Raw genomic sequence first — 17,727 nt, forward strand, 5'->3', positions numbered from 1 at the left:
AATGATGGTGACAGCATGAGCGATCCAACGAACGCAGACAAGAAGGCTGAGTCGACCGAGAATCGGGGAGGCGCTGAGCCTTCATCCTTGTCGCAGCCGTCGGCCGAATCCGACATTGCGCAGCCGGAGCCGTTCACCGAGCTCGAGAATCTCTATGCCGAAAACGCAGGGTTAAAGGACAAGCTTCTTCGCGCGCTCGCCGAAGTCGAGAATGTGCGCCGTCGCGCCGAGCGCGAGATCGCCGACGCGAAAACTTATGGCGTGGCGAATTTCGCGCGGGAGATGCTGTCCTTCGCCGATAATCTGCGCCGCGCGATCGAGAGCGTGCCCGATGGGGCGCGCGCCGAGCCGGCGGTCGCGTCGCTGCTTGAGGGGGTCGACGTGATGGAGCGCGATTTTCTTGCGCGGCTCGCGCGCTTTGGCGTCAGGAAGATCGACGCCAAAGGCTCGCGCTTTGATCCTAATCAGCATGAAGCGCTCTTCGAAATTCCCGACGAGACGCAACCGGCGGGCACGGTGGCTCAGGTCGTTGAGCAAGGCTACATGATCGGCGAACGCGTGTTGCGGCCCGCAAAAGTCGGCGTGGCGCGCGGCGGATCAAAGCCGTCCTGACCGGGGCAGGGCGCATGGACGAGCGAGCGACCGCGACAAAGCCCACGGAAGCCGGGGTTGTCGCAGCGGCGGTCTATCACGGTGGACGTAAGATCGCCGATATCGAGATCGATGAGGCCGGAGAGTGGACCAAGCGCGAAGGCTATGTCGTCTGGATCGGACTCTACGAGCCGTCACAAGGGCTGCTGGAGCGCGTTGGACGCCAGTTCTCACTGCATCACCTCGCCATCGAGGACGCCGTCAAGGCGCATCAATTCCCTAAGCTCGAAGAATATGAGGACAGCATCTTCATCGTCGCGCGCACCGCGCAGATGGTCGACGCTCGCATCGCCTTCGGCGAGACCCATCTTTTTGTTGGCGTCGGCTATGTCGTGAGCGTGCGCCATGGCGCGTCGAGTTCCTATGCGCATGTGCGCGAACGATGCGAGCAGCGCGCGGAGCGCCTTTCGGAGGGCGAGGACTTCATCGTCTACGCCATTCTCGATTTCATCGTCGACAACTACTTCCCGGTGCTCGACGCCATCAACGTCGAGGTCGAGGGCATCGAGGATCATGTGCTGACGACGACCATGGGCAAGAGCGAGATCGAACAGCTCTACACGCTGCGGCGCGACTTGCTGCGGCTGCGCAACGCCGTCACGCCTCTGGCCGATGTCTGCCGGCGGCTGGAGCGCAGCGACGTCGTCGCCATCGATCCGGTCATGCGGCCGCATTTCCGAGACGTGCGCGACCATCTACGCCGGGTGCAGGAGCGCATCGACACGATGCGCGAGACGCTCGCCTTCGCTTTCGAGGCGAGCCTGATGAACGCGCAGATCCAGCAGACTGATATCGCGCGCCGGCTCGCGGCCTGGGCGGCGATCCTTGCTGTGCCAACCGCTATCGCCGGAATCTACGGCATGAATTTCGAGCATATGCCCGAGCTTAAGTGGGAATATGGCTATTACGTCGTCCTCGGCGTGACGGTGAGTATCTGCGGCTATCTTTATTTCCGGCTGCGTCGCGCCGGCTGGCTGTGAGCGCCGCCCGCCATCGCGGTCGAGGCGCGTCACCAATGCTCTCACACTGCGCATGTCTGACGCGCAATCGCCTGCGATCGTTTCCTTGGGCCTAGCGCCTTACGAAAGTTTCATCCCGCCGCCATTGGCCGGCAAAGCGGTGATCTCCATCTTCCATCTTGCGGCGACGTTGCGCTTCTCCTCCACGCGGCGTCGTTCAAGATGGAGATTTTCGAAAAATGCCTATCGCAAACAATCCTCGCGCCCGCGCCGTTGAAGCGCCGCGCCGCGCGTCCCGTCTGGCGCTGATGGGCGCTGCGGCGGCGTTCGCGCTTAGCGCAGCGATCGGTCCGGCGCCGCTGACGCCGGCTTACGCCGAAGCGCCGCTTTCAGGATCTGTCACCGCCGCCGGACCCGCCTCCTTCGCGGACGTCGTCGAGCGCGTCAAGCCCGCTGTCGTCGCCATCAAGGTCAAGGCCGTCGATGATCAGCAGGGCGGCGGCATCTTCGAGATGCCGGACGTGTCGCCTGACGACCCCATGTACCGCTTTTTCAAGCGCTTCGGCGAAGGTCAGGGTGGCCGTCCGCAAAAACACATGACGATGTCGCAGGGCTCTGGTTTCATCATCAGCCCGGACGGCTATGTCGTCACCAATAACCACGTTGTGGAACACGCCAGCGAAGTCGACGTTGCGCTCGACGACGGAAGAACGCTGCCCGCTAAGGTTGTTGGCACGGATAAGCGCACCGACCTGGCGCTGCTCAAGATCAGCGACGGCGCAAAGCTGCCCTATGTCGACTGGGGCTCTGCGGCGCCGCGCGTCGGCGACTGGGTGATCGCGGTCGGAAACCCGTTTGGCCTGGGTGGCTCAGTCACCGCCGGCATCGTTTCGGCGCGCGGCCGCGACATCGGCGCCGGCCCTTACGACGACTTCTTGCAGATCGACGCCCCGGTCAATCGCGGCAACTCTGGCGGGCCGGCGTTCGATTCGCGCGGCAATGTGATTGGCGTCAATACGGCGATCTATTCGCCTTCGGGCGGTTCGATCGGCATCGGCTTCGCCATTCCGGCCGAGGTGGCCAAGGACGTCGTCGCGGCGCTCAAGGAAAAAGGCTCCGTGTCGCGTGGCTGGATCGGCGTCAAGATTCAGAACGTGACGCCGGAAATCGCCGACAGCATGGGGCTGAAGTCCACGAAAGGCGCGCTGATCGCGCAGCCGCAGCGGGGCGCTCCGGCGGAAGAGGCCGGCCTGAAGTCTGGCGACATCATCGTCGCCGTCAACGGCGACAAGATCGACACGTCGCGTGATCTCGCGCGCCGCATCGCGACCCTTGGCCCTGGCAAGACAGCGGACATCACCTATCTGCGCTCGGGCGGCGAAAAGACGGTGAAGCTGAAACTCGGCGCCCTTCCCGACGAACGGGAAGCGCGCGCCGATGATGAAGGCTTCTCGGAGCGGGGGCCGGAACTGTCCGGCCTTGGGCTCGAGGTCGCCCCGGCGGCCGACATCCGCGGAGCAGGCCGGGAAGGGCTGTTCGTGACGGATATCGATCCCTCCGGCGCCGCCGCGCAAAAAGGATTGCGCAGGGGCGACGTGATTATCGAGGCCGCCGGGCAGCCGGTGAGCTCGCGCGGCGAACTCGCCTCCGCACTTGAGGCGGCTCGCAAGGAGGGACGGCGCTCGGTGCTGCTGCGTGTGAAATCTGCGGACGGCGCGAAGTTCATCGCCGTTCCGGTGAGAGGCGGAGCCGGCTAAGGCCGCTTAAGGACTTCTTGCGTCGAGGCCGTCACACTGCACCCGCCCGCAGCCGGTCTCCGCAACGAAGAGCGTCGGGCAGAGCCAGTCCCCTCCTGGCTTCCGAACGCGGGGCAGGCTGGCGCACAATGCGCCGGCCTGCCGTTTTTTTGCAATCTCAGCTATAGTGAAACATGCGCATTCTGATCATTGAAGACGACAGCGAAGCGAGCGAATACCTCGTCAAGGCGTTCCGTGAACAAGGCCATGTCGCCGAACACGCCGCCGACGGGCTTTCTGGCTATGGACGCGCCAGCGAAGGCGGTTACGACGTGCTGATCGTCGACAGGATGCTGCCCAAGATGGACGGGCTGTCGCTGATCTCGGGCTTGCGCGAGCAAGGCGTTCAAACGCCGGCGCTCATTCTCTCCGCGCTCGGCCAGGTCGATGACCGCGTGAAGGGTCTGCGCGCGGGCGGCGACGACTATCTGCCAAAGCCCTACGCCTTTTCGGAATTGCTGGCGCGGGTCGAGGCGCTGGCGCGCCGCCGGGTCGGGCCCAAGGGCGAAGAAACCCAATATCGCGTAGGCGATCTGGAGCTCGATCGGTTGTCCCACAAGGTGACGGTCGGCAGCCAGGAGGTGGTGCTTCAGCCGCGCGAGTTCCGGCTGCTGGAATATCTGATGAAACATGCCGGCCAGGTGGTGACCCGCACCATGCTCCTCGAAAATGTCTGGGATTACCATTTCGATCCGCAGACCAATGTCATCGACGTGCATATTTCCCGTCTGCGATCGAAGATCGACAAAGGCCGCGAGAACCCGCTTCTGCACACCATCCGCGGGGCTGGGTATATGATCCGTGACGGCGCTCGGTAAGCTTTTCCGCACGACAGCGTTCAAACTGTCGATCGCCTATCTCGTGCTGTTCTCGATTGGCGCGGGACTCGTGCTCGCGCGGGTCGGCGCACGCGTCAAGGAAGTGCTCGATGAGCAGATCGAGCAAACCGTCGACGCCGAAATCCGGGCGCTGTCCGAACAATATGCGCAGGGCGGCCTGCGCCAGCTCGTCAATGCGGTGGAGCGCCGCGTGCGCGCGCCCGGCGGTTCGCTCTATCTGCTCTCGAGTCATGCCGGGGACGTCATCGTCGGCAATATCGAGCCGCCGAATTTCACGCCCTCCGGCGGCACGGAACTCGTCGAGACGCCCTATGAGCGACGCGGCGAGCCGGGCGTCAAGCATCCGGCCTTGCTGCGGCTGTTTCTGCTTCCCGGCGGCTTTCGCCTGCTCATCGGCCATGACATCGAAGATCATGAAGTGCTTCGCGGCATATTGCGCCGCGCGCTCGGCGTGTCGCTGTTCTGGCTCGCGCTCGTCGGCGCGCTTGGCGGCTTGTTCGTGTCGCATCGCATGCTGGAGCGCGTCGACGTGATGTCAGGCTCGGCGCGCCGCATCATGGCGGGCGATATGCACGAGCGACTCGCCATCTCGGGCGCCGGCGACGAACTTGACCGGTTGGCGGAAAACTTCAACGCCATGCTCGAACGCATCAGCGAGCTGATGGCCGGCTTGCGCGAAGTTTCCGACAACATCGCGCATGACCTCAAGACGCCGTTGACCCGATTGCGCAACCGCGCCGAGGCGGCCTTGCGGGCGGGCTCAAACGACAGCGAGCATCGTGCGGCGCTCGCCGCCGTGATCGAAGAGTCTGACAACCTCATCCGCGTGTTCAACGCGCTTTTAATGATCGCGCGGGCGGAGGCGGGATATTCGAGCGACAATATGGCCGTCTTCGACGCCGATTCCGTCGTGCGCGACATCGCCGAGATGTATGAGCCCGTCGCCGAAGAGCAGGGCGTCCATCTCGATGTCGCGGCGCAGGACGGACTTGCGGTCACCGGCAGCCGCGAACTGCTCGGGCAGGCGCTCGTAAATCTCGTGGACAACGCGCTGAAATATGGCGGGACAGGCGACGCGCCGCGCATCGCCATCGAGGCTCGGCGCGTCGGCGATCGTGTGGAGATCATCGTCGCGGACCGCGGACCCGGCATCGCGCCATCGGATCGCGAGCGCGTCGTGGGACGTTTCGTGCGGCTTGAGAATTCCCGTTCGCGGCCAGGCTCAGGTCTCGGGCTGTCGCTGGCGGCGGCGGTTGCGCGGATGCATCATGGCGCGTTGCGGATCGAAGACAACGCGCCTGGATTGCGCGTGGCGCTGTCGCTGCCCGCGATGCGGACAACTGTCGGCCCGACGGCGCGGATGGAACGCGCATAAGGCGCAATCTTCGCGGATGCGCCGGGTTCGACCACGCGCGCCTTCAAAGGGGTCACCGTCGCTGAGGCGGCCGGCAGCCGCATCATGACGACCGTGCCTTCTCCAAGACGGGAGCGGACGCGCAGCGCGCCGCCATGCAGCTCGATGAGGGCGCGGGCGATGGCGAGGCCGAGCCCGGACCCCCGCATGCCGTTCTCCATCAGATCAGCGCATTGTTCGAACGGCTTGCCGAGCTTGGGGATGGCGCGCGGGTCGATGCCGCGCCCCGAATCCTCGACATAGACGTCGATCGCGCCGCCATGCGCTCGCGCGCGCACCCGCACCACGCGTCCGAATTCGCTGAATTTGACGGCGTTGGACAGAAAGATGCTGAGCGTCTTGACGATCGCCGCTTCGTCTCCGACGCAACGCAGGTTCTCGCGGGCGTCGGCGACAAGCTCGATGTTCTTCACGTCGGCGCGCGCGCGCCAGGCTCCGACGGCTTTGCGCAGCGCCTCGGCGACGTTGATCTCCCGTTCGGCAAGACGCACGAGGCCCGCTTCGAGACGCGACATGTCGAGAATGTCGGACAGAACTTCGTTGAGGTAATTGCCGCCCTGGCGTATGCCGCAGCAATATTCGAGATATTTTGGCGAACCGAGCGCGCCGAACGGCTCCGCCTCCATCATTTCCGAAAAGCCGATGATGGCGTTGAGCGGCGTGCGCAGCTCATGGCTCATATTGGCGAGGAATTCCGATTTCGCCACATAAGCGGCTTCCGCCTCGGCCTTTTGATGATGATACTGCTCGGCGAGAGTCGCGAGCTGCTGCGCCTGCATCTCCAGCGTCTGTCGCGAGCGGGTCAAATCGGCGACGCTTGCGGTGAGTCGGCGCTCCGATTCACGCAGCTTCTCCTCGTTGCGCTTGAGCGCGGTAATATCGGCGCCCACGGAGACATAGCCGCCATCCTTGGTGCGGCGCTCGTTGATCTGAAGCCAGCGGCCGTCGATGAGCTGCGCCTCATAGGTGCGGGCGTCTGGCGAAGGTCCGTCTGGCGAAGCGACCTGGGTGCGGATCAGCGGCGCGGTGGCGCAGCTCATGATCTGCCGATAGTTGGCTCCGGCGGATGCGGCTTCCAGCGAAAGCCCATGCAGCGAGAGAAATTTCGAATTGCAGGTCACGAGGCGGTTCTTGGCGTCCCACAGCACGAAGGCTTCGGAAATGGCGTCGATTGCGTCGCGCAGGCGCAAATTGGCCATCTCCGTTTGTTCGGCGAGCGCGCGTTGCTCCGAAACGTCGATTGCGATTCCAATCAAATGCTTGCCGGCTTCCCGACCATCTTCGACGATCTGCGCCCGCGCGCGCAGCCAGATCCATTCGCCGGCGGCGTTCTTCAGCCGGAACTCATGATCGACGCTGTTCGTCCGTGCGCTCGCGACCATGTCGGCCATCGTCTGGAAGTCGCCGTCGTCGGGATGCAGCAGCGCACTCAATTCGGTATAGGAGAGGGAGCGGCGGTCGGCCGGCAGCCCCAACATTTCATACATGGAGTCCGACCAGGAGATCCGGCCGCGCGCAATGTCCCATTCCCAAAGGCCGCATCGGCCGCGCGAAAGCGCCGCCTCGAGGCGTCTGCGGATCAGCGTATTGGCGCGTTCGACGTCCTGACGGCGCCGGCTCTGGCGGAAATAGGCGAGGACGATGACGAGCAGCAGCAGCGTGGTGCAGGCGAACAGCAGCGCATAGCGGGACGCGATCACGCGCCATTCGCCCAGCACATTGTCCACGGGATAAATCATCGCCACCTGACCGAATGGCGTCGGCAGCTTCCTGACGCTCACGAGCGCGGGAACGCCATCCGGCAAAGTGACGCGCAAGACGCCGGCGTTGTCGGCGAAGTCGACGAGGGCATCTTCGGCGCCGATGGCTTGCGACAGCGTGAGGTCTTTCGAAGGAATTGGCGGAAAGGCGGCGGCGACGCGGCCGCGCTCGTCCGTCACCAGAATGCGGCGTCCTCGCGCCAGCGCGCCTTGCGGCACGAGCTGATTGAGCGGCGCGCCGAACGGCTTTTGCGCGTCGGTCTGGATTTTATCGCGCAGGTCCTGCGACACGGCGCGAACGAATAGATCAAGATCGTCGACCGCCTGCTCGACCAGTCGATCCTGCATCGCGCTGGTCAGCGACACGACAAAGGCGGCGAGAGAGACGAGGCAAACCGCGCAGGCGGCGAACGCCAGAGGACGCAGCCAGGAGAAGTCCTTCAGGCCCTTTGCGCCGTCCTCATCGAACCGGCACGCTCCCCACACGGTATGGGCGTGAGTCTTCACGCGGGCAGCGGGAGCGCGCGCCATCGATAGCCTCCAAATTGATTGTGATGCGAACGCGGCTTACGAGCGAATCACCTTCATTCGAATCTCTCGACGCGCGATTGTCCAGAACTTAACGCGACGTTAACGACTCTTTTTTGGGCGCCTCAGCCAAGCGCCCGCGTGGCGATGTCGCGCAGGTCCGCCGAAAGATTTTCCTGCGCGACGATATGCTTGAGCCGGGCTTCGATGAGGTCGCGGCGCCGCGACTCCATCGTGCGCCAGGAACGCAGCGCCGAGAGAAGCCGTGCGGACACCTGGGGATTCTTCGGATCGACTTCGAGAACCACGGCCGTCAGCAAATCATATCCCGACCCGTCGAGCGCATGGAAGCGCGTGAGATTGCCGTTGGCGAAGGCGCCGATCAAAGCGCGCACGCGGTTGGGGTTGCTCATCGAAAATTCCCGGTGGGTCATCAGACCCAATACGCGCTGTGTGGTCGCCGCTTCCGGAATCATCGCCTGCAGCGAGAACCATTTGTCGATGACAAGCGCGTCACCGGCATATTGTGCGTAAAACCGGGCGAAGGCCTCCTCGCGCGCGTGGCCGCCGAGAAGCGCCAATGTCGCGAGCGCGGCGAGCTTGTCCGTCATATTCCCGGCGGTTTCGAACTGCGCCGTGGCCAGAGATCGACCTTTGTCAGCATCGCCCGCGGCCAGGAGATCAAGCGTCACGTTGCGCAATGCCCGGCGTCCCGCGCTCGCGGCGTCGGGCGTAAAGGCGACAGCGGCGGAAAAGCGCGCTTGGATCGCGTCGAGCTCTGAGCCAAGTGACCTGCCGATCTCCGCGCGCAACGCCATGCGCGCCTCAAAGAGCTGATCCGGGTCGACGTCGCGCCCTTTTTCGCGCGCAAGATCGATGTCCGACGGCAGCGACAGCGCCTGTGCGACCAAAGCCGGATCGTCCTCGGCCTTGGCGAGCAGCAGTCGCAGCGCTTCGCTCAGCCCCCCGGCGTCAAGAGCGCCGGTCTCGAGTCGACCGAAGATCGCCCGCAAGGCGAGGCTTTGCGACGCCTGCCAGCGATTGAACGGATCGTCGTCACAGGCGAGCAGACGCTCGAGATCCTCGCTCACAGGCGCCGGCTCGAGGCGCACAGGCGCGGAAAAGCCGCGCAGCAGCGAGACCACGGGCCGTGACGGAATCTCGCGGAAACGGATGACGCGCTCGGCGCTGTCCAGTTCGATCAGACCACGGGCAAGTTCAGTCGGCGCCGCGTCTTCGCTCACGAGATCGAGCTTTTGCCCATTCTCGCCAAAGAGCGCGACCGCCAGCGGGATCACGACCGGCTTCTTGTCGGTTTGACCCGGCGTTGGAGGTGTTTGCTGACTGAGCTTCAAGGCAAACGTCTGGGCGGCGGAATCGTATTCGCCTGACGTCGTCACGACGGGCGTCCCCGCCTGACTGTACCAAAGCGCGAAATGCGTCAGGTCACGGCCGGACGATGCGGCGAAGCAGGAGAGGAAATCTTCGATCGTTGCGGCCGTCCCGTCGAAACGTTCGAAATAAAGATCCATGCCGCGGCGGAATTTGTCTTCGCCGATCAGCGTCCGCAGCATGCGGATGATTTCAGCGCCCTTCTCATAAACGGTCGACGTATAGAAATTGTTGATTTCCTGATAGACGTCCGGACGCACGGGATGTGCGAGCGGACCTGCGTCTTCGGGAAATTGCGCGAGGCGCAGGCCGCGCACGTCGCCGATGCGCTCAACCGCGCGCGAGCGCATGTCAGCTGAAAATTCCTGGTCGCGGAAAACTGTCAGCCCTTCCTTGAGGCACAGCTGGAACCAGTCGCGGCAGGTGATGCGATTGCCCGTCCAATTGTGGAAATATTCGTGCGCGATGACTCCTTCGATGCCGGCGTAATCGCCGTCGGTCGCGGTGTCAGGCGAGGCGAGCACATATTTGTCGTTGAAGATATTGAGGCCCTTGTTCTCCATCGCGCCCATGTTGAAGTCGGAAACGGCGACGATGTTGAACACGTCGAGATCATATTCGCGGCCGAATTTCTCTTCGTCCCAGCGCATCGAGCGCTTCAGCGCGTCCATCGCATAGGCGGCGCGCGATTCCTTGCCATGTTCGACGTAGATGGCCAGTTCGACGACGCGGCCCGACATTGTCGTGAATTGGTCGCGCACAACGCCCAAATCGCCGCCGACGAGCGCGAACAGATAAGAGGGCTTGGGGAATGGATCGCGCCAGAGGGCATAGTGGCGATTGGAGCCTGCAACATCGCCATGCTCGACCGGATTGCCGTTCGACAGCAGGATCGGCGCGTCGCTTTTCTCGGCTTCGATGCGCGTCGTATAGACGCTGAGCACGTCGGGCCGGTCCAGGAAATAGGTGATGCGGCGAAAACCTTCCGCCTCGCACTGCGTGCAATAGGCCGAGCCGGAGCGATAGAGCCCGGAAAGCTGCGTATTGCCGCTCGGATTGAGCTCCGTGTCGATTTCCAGCGTAAAAGGCGCGTCGGGGACATTGGTGAGAGTAAAGCGATCGGGCGTCGCTTCATATTCGCCGGGCCCGAGCGTGCGGCCGTCGAGCTTCACGCCCAGCAGCATCAACTCGTCGCCGTCGAGCACGAGGGGTGCAGAAGAATCCCCCGCGGGATTGCGGCGCAGCGCCAGTCGCGCGGAGACGCGAGTCTTGGTCGGATGCAGGCTGAAATCGAGTTCGACGGAATCGATCGCGAAATCGGCAGGACGATAATCGGCGAGCCGGATGGCGGCGGTCGAAGGATGACGCATTTCGCTCCTCAGGGCTAGGGCCACGTTTCTGCGGTGATTATAGAACGGTAGCCGTCGTTTGCGACGTCCAGAGCCGCCGAATACGGAAGCGCACGGCCTGTTTCTTTTGGAAAATCTCCGGCGAGCGGCCGAATTGCCTTGAGCCTGTCGCCGCATCCGGGCAAAATCAGCCATCGCGGCGCCGTAGGAATGCGGCGGCCGCTGTTGTGCGCGTCACTTCAGCGTGCGCCGCTTCGCCTCTGGAGCGCGTCCCAATGCCCTCGACAGCGGAAGGCAGGCGGACGGCCTGCAAAGCGAAGGTTATGATCAGTCACATGCGGCGGGCGCTTGCTCCTATCTTTGGCCTTCTTGTTCTCTCTGGCCTTTCCGTTCTTGGCGGCCTTCTGACATTCAGCGCTCCAGCCGTGCAAGCTGCACCGGCTGAGACCCAGAACCTGGAGCCGATCCTCGTCAAAATCAGCGAAGATCAGATGCGCGTCGCCGGCGTTGAGACTCAGCCCGTCGAGAAGGAGTCGGGCATGGGCGAACTCGTCGTGCCCGGCGTCGTCGCGGTGCCGCCGCAGCAACTTCTCATTGTGGCGGCGCCCGCCGCCGGTCTCGTCGAGACTCTGCTCGTCGCAATCGACGAGGATGTCAAACAAGGCGCGCCGATCGCGACGTTGAAGTCGTCGGAACTCATCGAAGCCCAGCGCGCCTTCCTGCACGCTGTCTCGGAGGCGAACCTCGCGGCGGAGAAGCTGCGGCGCGACGAGCAGCTGTTCAAGGAGCATATCATCGCCGAGCGGCGATTGATCGTCACGCGCGCCGAGGCGACTCAGGCGCGCTCGGCGCTCGATGAGCGCAGACAAATTCTGTCGCTGGCCGGCATGACGGATCAGGAGATCAATGCGCTTCAGCGTGATCGCAAGCTCGCAAGTGCGCTTGTCGTGCGCGCGCCGGTCACCGGCACCGTCCTGCAGCGACACGGAACCACCGGAGAGCGCGTGCAGGCCTCGGCGCCCCTCATCACCATTGCGAGGCTCGACCCCATCTGGGTCAATCTGCAGATCCCCCTTGGCCGCGCCGCTGGACTGGACAACGTCGACCGCGTGCATTTGCCGTTAGCGGGCATCGACGGCAGACTTATTCGCATCGGCCGCACCGTGGACGCGGCGACGCAGTCGGTCACGGCGGTGGCCGAGTTTCGGACTGGATCGAGTCCTCTGCGCCCTGGCCAAGCGGTCCAGGCGATCCTGCGCCTTAAGGGCGGCGACGTTTCCCAGTGGCGCGTTTCCGCTGACGCGCTCGTGAACTTCAAAAATCACAATTGGGTGTTCGTGCGCTCGCCGGAAGGCTTTGTCGCGACCCCGGTGACGCTACTTTCCGAGACACCGCAGTCCGCGTCCGTCCAGGGCGCGCTCAAGGCGGGTGAGCGCGTTGCGACCCGCGGCCTGCTGACCTTGCTGGCGGAACTCGCCGAGGCCGAAAGGTGACGATACGCAATGCTTGAAAGACTGATTCGTGTCGCGCTCCAGCAGCGGCTGCTCGTCTTTCTTGGCGCACTTGGCATCGCCGGGTGGGGGGCGGTCAGCTATTTCAAACTGCCGATCGACGCATTTCCAGACGTCGCGCCGGTGCAGGTGCTGGTCGCCATGCGCGCGCCGGGCCTCACGCCAGAGGAGTTGGAGGCGCGCGTCACTGTGCCGATCGAGCTCGCGGCGAAGGGCATTCCCAGCCTTGTTCGCATGCGCTCGATGACGCGTTATTCGGTGACGCTGATCACCTTCGAATTTTCGGAAGGGACAGACATCTACTGGGCGCGGGCGCAGGTGAACGAGCGTCTGGCGCAGGCGCAGAGCCAATTGCCGGAAGGCGTCTCCGGCGGCCTCGCGCCCATCGTTACGCCGCTCGGCGAGATGGTGATGTTCACCATTGTCGGCGGCGACCTCACGCCGACGGAGCAACGCACGTTGCTCGACTGGACGATACGTCCGGCGATCCGTGGTCTGCCAGGCGTCGCCGACCTCAACGTGCTCGGCGGCTTCGTACGCACCTTCGAAGTGGCGCCGTTCCCCGCCGCCATGGCGTCTCGCGGCGTCACGGTGGAGATGCTCCAGTCGGCGCTTTCCAACAACAATAAAAACGACGGCGCGGGGCGCGTGCGCGATGGCGAGGAAGCGTTGCTCGTGCGCGCCGAAGGCCGCTTGCGATCGCTGGAGGAAATACGGTCTGTCGTCATCGCCGCGCGGGACACCGGCATCGTGCGCGTCGGCGACGTCGCCGAAGTGCGCAATGGCGCGTTGCCGCGCAACGGCGTCGTCGTGCGTAACGGCGAAGGCGAGGCGGTGTGGGGGCTGGTTCTGGGTCTGCGCGGCGCCGACGCGAGCATTGTCGTCAAGGGCGTGAAGGAGCGGCTGGCCGAAATCGAGCCGACGCTGCCGAAAGGCGCCAAGATCGAAATCTTCTACGATCGCAGCGAATTGATCGGCAAGGCGGTCTGGACCGTGCAGAAGGTGCTGATCGAGGCGATCGTCCTTGTCGTCATCCTGCTCGTCTTGTTCCTCGGCGATCTTCGCGCCGCGATCGTCGTGTCGGTCATTTTGCCGCTCGCCGCGCTCGCCACGTTCGGCATCATGCGCTGGTGGGGGCTCTCGGCGAATATCATGTCGCTCGGCGGTCTTGCGATCGCCATTGGACTTTTGGTCGACTGCGCGGTCGTCGTCGTGGAGAACGTCGAACATCGCATGGCGCACGCGCATGATGTCAGTCTTTCCGATCGCATTTTCATGACGCTCGAAGGGACTCGCGAGGTCGCCGTCCCGCTCACGTCCGGCGTGGTCATCATCGTCACCGTGTTCCTGCCGCTGCTCTCTCTCGAAGGGCTGGAAGGGCGTTTGTTCGCGCCGGTGGCGCTGACCATCGCCTTCGCGCTTGGATCGGCGCTCGTGCTGTCGCTCACCGTCGTGCCGGCGCTGAGCGCGACGTTGCTGAAGCCGGGCCATGCCGACGAGCCCTGGCTTGTGCGCAAGCTCGCCGCCGTCTACGAGCCGCTGCTCAAGCGCGCCCTCGACAAGCCGTTAATTGTCGGCGCGGCCGCCGTCATTGGCCTCGTCGTCGCCTTCACCGCTTATGCGCGCATCGGCCAGACCTTCATGCCGGTGATGAACGAAGGCACGCCCGTCATCACCATCCGCAAACATCCGACGATCAGCGTCAATATGGCCGCGGAGACCGACATGCGCATTCAGCGCGCAATCATGGAGCGCGTGCCGGAAGTCAAGGGAATGATGGCCCGGGCCGGCGCCGACGAGCTCGGCATCGATCCCGTCGGCCTCAACGACACCGATAATTTCCTGACGCTTGCGCCGCAAAGCGAATGGCGCGGCAAGGATATCGATTGGCTGATGGGCGAGATCCGCGCCGTGCTCGATAGCATGCCCGGCATTTCCTACGCCTTTTCGCAGCCGATCGACATGCGCGTGCAGGAAATGATCATCGGCGCCCGCGGCGACGTGGTCGTCAAGATATTTGGCGACGATCTCGATGAGCTTAACCGCCTCACCCGCGAGGTTACCGCGACATTGCGCAAGATCAAGGGATCGCGCGACGTTTTCGGTCTGCAGAACGACGGCATGCGCTATCTGACGGCGCGCGTCGATCGGCTGGCTGCGGGGCGCTTTGGCCTCAACGCCGGCGAGATTCAGGACGCGCTGCGCGTTTGGGTCGACGGTCAGCCGGTCGGCATCGTGCTGGAAGGGCCGATCCGCACGCCGCTCGTCATCCGCGGCTCGGAAACCTCGCGCCGCTCATCCGTCGATTTCGCGCGGCTGCCGATGGTGTCGTCGGAAGGCAAAGTCGTCGAACTGTCGCAACTCGCCGACGTGCGCGTGGAAAACGGGCCGATCCAGATCATTCGCGAGGAAGGCCGTCGCTTCGCCACCGTCCTCGCCAATGTGACGGGACGGGATCTTGTCGGATTCGTCGACGAAGCCAAGAAAGCCGTCGCCAAAAACGTAAAGACGCCGCCGGGATATCGCTATCAATGGGGCGGCCAGTTCGAAAACCAGCAACGCGCATCGGCCCGACTCGCGATCGTCGTGCCGATCGCGCTGGCGCTGATTTTTCTCTTGCTTTATCTAACCTTCAACTCGGTGCTACAGGCGACGCTGGTGTTCTGCAATGTGCCTTTCGCGGCGATCGGCGGCATTTTGGGCCTGTGGCTTTCGGGAGAATTTATGTCCGTGCCCTCGTCGGTCGGCTTTATCGCGCTTATTGGAATCGCGGTGCTCAATGGCGTCGTGCTCATCTCCTACATCAACAAGCTTGTGGCTGAAGGCACGCGCAGCACGCGCGAAGCGGTGTTAGAGGGCGCGCGTCGGCGCATGCGGCCCGTTATGCTCACCGCCACCATCGCGGCCTTCGGCTTGATACCGTTCCTGTTCGCGCATGGGCCCGGCGCCGAGATCCAGCGCCCGCTCGCCATCGTCGTCATTGGCGGGTTGATCTCGGCCACGGCGCTGACCTTGATCCTGCTGCCGATCCTTTATGACCGCACCGCCAATCTGGGCTTGGTCCTTCGTCAGAAGTTCCGCGCGCGCGCGATGCGGCGACCCGCGCCGATGCATGAGCGCGAGGACGCTCGCGCATGAGGGTCGGCGCGGTTTTCACAGCATTTTCCCTGATAGCGTTCGCTTCGCTTTTCGAGACGGGAGTCTTTGCACAGGAGCAGAACGAGCCGGCGGAGATGCAGATAAAGGCGTCTGTTAAGCCGTCACCCAAGAAAGCGCGCGTGACATCGCCCAAGAAAGCCGGCGCGCGGCCGCCGTCCCAGCGAAGCGGCGGCGTGTTGGCGAAACATCTTGAGATGGCTGTCCTGATCGACGCCCAAAGCCGGTCGCTCGAGGCGCAGTTTCGCGCCATCTCCGCGCGTTACGCGACAGTCAATTCGCTCACGCCAGGCTCGCCTTATGTCGCAGGCTATCAGCGCAATGCGGCCGCCGGCAATCTACGCAATTACAACGAGACCGAACTTGAGGTCGGCATGCCGTTATGGCTGCCGGGGCAACGTGACGCCCTTGCGGGAACAGTGAACACCGGACTCTTCGAGGTGGAGGAGCGCCTCGCGCTCCGTCGATTGGAAGTCGCTGGCGTTTTGCGCGACGCATGGTGGAACGCGCAACGTGCGGCGCGGGAAGTTTCCGTTGCGCGCAATCGCGTCGCCACTGCGCGCGATATCGGCGCGGACATGACGCGCCGCGTCGAGCTTGGCGACGCCGCCCAGACCGATGCGCTGCTTGCGAAGAATGAAACGCTCGCCGCTGAAACGGAGCTTGCGCAGTCGGAGGGCGCGGTAAAAGTGGCGCAGGTCACCTACATGGCCTTGACCGGCGGCGCGCCGCCCAGCGGCGCGCTGGAATCGGTGCGCCCGGCCATCGACATCGAGGAGCATCCGTCGCTGCGCGCCCCGCGCGCCGCGCTTGCGCGGGCGCGGGCGCAGGCGGAGCTTGTCGACGCGACGCCGATCGATAATCCCGAAATCGGAATTTTTGGCCGCCAGGAACATAACGATCAATATTCGACCGACCCGTCGCAGCAAATTTCCGACCAACGCACCGATGCGACGACAGTTGGCGTGCGCTTACGCATTGCGATTCCGACCGCCGGTCGAAATGAGCCAAGACGCGCCGAGGCGCTTGCCGAAATGGATCGCGCCACCGCTGAATATGAACGCGCGAAGCGCGTCGTGCTGGCGGAGATAAAAGCTGCGCGTGAATCATTGGCGGCGGCGCGGCGCGCGGCGACATTCGCCAACGCCCGTCTCGTCGTCGCCAACGACCAATTCGAACTGTCGCGCAAAGCGTTCAAGCTCGGCGAACTCAGCGCCTTCGATCTTTATCGCGTGCGCCAGATTCAACTCGATGCGCAGCGCATGGAGGCGAACGCCGAGATCAATGTCGGCGTCGCGATCTCCCGACTCAATCAGGCGCAGGGATATGCGCCTTAGAGCGCCTCCTGATCACATGGAATCAAGTGATCGATAAGAACCGCTCAAATCATAATGTTGGAGCAGGGCCCGATCGAAAAAGTCTGTCAATGTTTTCGGACCTGCCCGCGCGTCGGCGACGCGCGCTCTATTGACATTTGCGCACGAAGTCCGCGATGCGCGCAATCGTCGGCTGATCAAGCAACAGCGGCGCGTGCGCCTGGCCTTCGACCCAGGCCCGCTCAAGGCGTGGCGCCCGCCGGGCCATCTCGTCAAAGACCTCAGGCGAGAGAATGTCCGAGTTCGCGCCGCGGATGGCGAGGATCGGAACATTCGACAGCGCGGCGAAGTCGTCCCAATATTCTTCAGGCTCCATATCGGGCGCTACGGCGTCGAGCGTATGCGACAGGTCGGGATCGTAGCGCAGCTGAACCTTGCCGTCTTTCTCGACAAAGGTGAGGCGCGCATAGTCCTCCCACTCCTGCGGCGAGACGCCGGAAAAATCGACGCCGGCGGTCATCCGCATCAAGGCGATCGCTTCGCGCATGGAGGCGATTGGCGGCAGTCTTCCAACGTAGCGCTTAATGCGGAGCAGGCCGGCATGCTCGATCTTCGGTCCGATGTCGTTGAGCACGGCGCCGCGTACGACGCCCGGCCGGCGCGCCGCGATGCGCATTGTGTGAAGACCGCCGCGTGACGTCCCGATGAACGCCGCTTGCTCGACGCCCGCGTCGGCAAGTTGAGCCATGATGTCGGCTTGCTCGACGTCGAAGTCATAGCGGCGCCAGTCCTGATCCCAGTCGGACCGGCCGCGTCCACGATAGTCGAGGGCAAGAACCCTCCGGCCGTCAGCTTGCAGGGTCCTGGCGATGCGATCGAAATCATCGGCCGAGCGTGCAAGCCCCGGCAGGCAAACGACCGGGAGGAGCGGACTCCCGCCGCCCGGCGGCGCGGGATAGTCCAAATAATGCAAGCGGAGCCCGTCGGCCGCGCGAATGTAGCGGCTAACCGGCTCTTGCCCAGACGTCATGGAACGACCATTCCCGCATGATGAAC

Annotated in this window: 11 protein-coding genes; 8 read left to right on the top strand and 3 right to left on the bottom strand. The window is 63.9% G+C overall.

The genetic code is table 11. The features are described from left to right. Nucleotides 1–15: 15 nt before the first annotated feature. From grpE to A3OO_RS0109215, 5 genes are all read left to right on the top strand, one after another. The gene (gene grpE / locus A3OO_RS0109190; RefSeq protein ID WP_026222832.1) at nt 16–612 is read left to right on the top strand and encodes a nucleotide exchange factor GrpE; all 597 of its coding nucleotides are present in this window, start codon (nt 16–18) and stop codon (nt 610–612) included. Nucleotides 613–626: 14 nt separating this feature from the next. After that, nucleotides 627–1,631 carry a magnesium/cobalt transporter CorA gene (gene corA / locus A3OO_RS0109195; protein ID WP_018407550.1) on the top strand — a complete coding sequence of 335 codons (1,005 nt, stop codon included), beginning with the start codon at nt 627–629 and terminating at the stop codon, nt 1,629–1,631. Nucleotides 1,632–1,849: 218 nt separating this feature from the next. Continuing rightward, a complete protein-coding gene (locus tag A3OO_RS0109205; RefSeq protein WP_026222833.1) occupies nt 1,850–3,367 on the top strand; it encodes a Do family serine endopeptidase in 1,518 nt (505 codons plus the stop codon). Between the two features lie 173 nt (nt 3,368–3,540). Next, nucleotides 3,541–4,224 carry a response regulator transcription factor gene (locus A3OO_RS0109210; RefSeq protein ID WP_018407552.1) on the top strand — a complete coding sequence of 228 codons (684 nt, stop codon included), beginning with the start codon at nt 3,541–3,543 and terminating at the stop codon, nt 4,222–4,224. Continuing rightward, nucleotides 4,208–5,620, top strand: a complete 1,413-nt coding sequence (locus A3OO_RS0109215; protein WP_018407553.1) for a sensor histidine kinase — start codon at nt 4,208–4,210, stop codon at nt 5,618–5,620. Before A3OO_RS0109210 ends, A3OO_RS0109215 begins: the two co-directional genes overlap by 17 nt. Here A3OO_RS0109215 and A3OO_RS21410 read toward each other — a convergent pair. Next, nucleotides 5,512–7,950, bottom strand: a complete 2,439-nt coding sequence (locus A3OO_RS21410) for a PAS domain-containing sensor histidine kinase (protein ID WP_018407554.1) — start codon at nt 7,948–7,950, stop codon at nt 5,512–5,514. The two genes, A3OO_RS0109215 and A3OO_RS21410, sit on opposite strands and share 109 nt — an antisense overlap. 122 nt (nt 7,951–8,072) lie before the next feature. Next, nucleotides 8,073–10,709 (bottom strand): aminopeptidase N, encoded by a 2,637-nt coding sequence (pepN, locus tag A3OO_RS0109225; RefSeq protein ID WP_018407555.1) that lies wholly within the window; start codon nt 10,707–10,709, stop codon nt 8,073–8,075. A 302-nt stretch (nt 10,710–11,011) separates the two neighbouring features. Here pepN and A3OO_RS0109230 point away from each other — a divergent pair, with 302 nt between their 5' ends. The 3 genes from A3OO_RS0109230 (at nt 11,012) to A3OO_RS0109240 (ending at nt 16,692) form a co-directional block, all read left to right on the top strand. Further along, a complete protein-coding gene (locus A3OO_RS0109230) occupies nt 11,012–12,181 on the top strand; it encodes an efflux RND transporter periplasmic adaptor subunit (protein WP_040573777.1) in 1,170 nt (389 codons plus the stop codon). Between the two features lie 9 nt (nt 12,182–12,190). Then, the gene (locus tag A3OO_RS0109235) at nt 12,191–15,337 is read left to right on the top strand and encodes an efflux RND transporter permease subunit (RefSeq protein WP_018407557.1); all 3,147 of its coding nucleotides are present in this window, start codon (nt 12,191–12,193) and stop codon (nt 15,335–15,337) included. 140 nt (nt 15,338–15,477) lie between these two features. Further along, nucleotides 15,478–16,692, top strand: a complete 1,215-nt coding sequence (locus A3OO_RS0109240; protein ID WP_245257141.1) for a TolC family protein — start codon at nt 15,478–15,480, stop codon at nt 16,690–16,692. Nucleotides 16,693–16,819: 127 nt separating this feature from the next. Here the strand turns inward: A3OO_RS0109240 and A3OO_RS0109245 are convergent, their stop codons facing one another. Then, on the bottom strand, nt 16,820–17,701 hold the full coding sequence (locus A3OO_RS0109245) for an alpha/beta fold hydrolase (protein ID WP_026222834.1): 882 nt from the start codon (nt 17,699–17,701) through the stop codon (nt 16,820–16,822). Between the last annotated feature and the right edge of the window lie 26 nt (nt 17,702–17,727).

This window comes from Methylocystis rosea SV97, from assembly GCF_000372845.1.
Taxonomy (GTDB): Bacteria; Pseudomonadota; Alphaproteobacteria; order Rhizobiales; family Beijerinckiaceae; genus Methylocystis; species Methylocystis rosea.

Coding starts and splice junctions, on each gene's coding strand:
- grpE (WP_026222832.1), top strand. CDS start 16: ATGAGCGATCCAACGAACGCAGACAAGAAGGCTGAGTCGACCGAGAAT.
- corA (WP_018407550.1), top strand. CDS start 627: ATGGACGAGCGAGCGACCGCGACAAAGCCCACGGAAGCCGGGGTTGTC.
- A3OO_RS0109205 (WP_026222833.1), top strand. CDS start 1,850: ATGCCTATCGCAAACAATCCTCGCGCCCGCGCCGTTGAAGCGCCGCGC.
- A3OO_RS0109210 (WP_018407552.1), top strand. CDS start 3,541: ATGCGCATTCTGATCATTGAAGACGACAGCGAAGCGAGCGAATACCTC.
- A3OO_RS21410 (WP_018407554.1), bottom strand. CDS start 7,950: ATGGCGCGCGCTCCCGCTGCCCGCGTGAAGACTCACGCCCATACCGTG.
- pepN (WP_018407555.1), bottom strand. CDS start 10,709: ATGCGTCATCCTTCGACCGCCGCCATCCGGCTCGCCGATTATCGTCCT.
- A3OO_RS0109230 (WP_040573777.1), top strand. CDS start 11,012: ATGATCAGTCACATGCGGCGGGCGCTTGCTCCTATCTTTGGCCTTCTT.
- A3OO_RS0109235 (WP_018407557.1), top strand. CDS start 12,191: ATGCTTGAAAGACTGATTCGTGTCGCGCTCCAGCAGCGGCTGCTCGTC.
- A3OO_RS0109245 (WP_026222834.1), bottom strand. CDS start 17,701: ATGACGTCTGGGCAAGAGCCGGTTAGCCGCTACATTCGCGCGGCCGAC.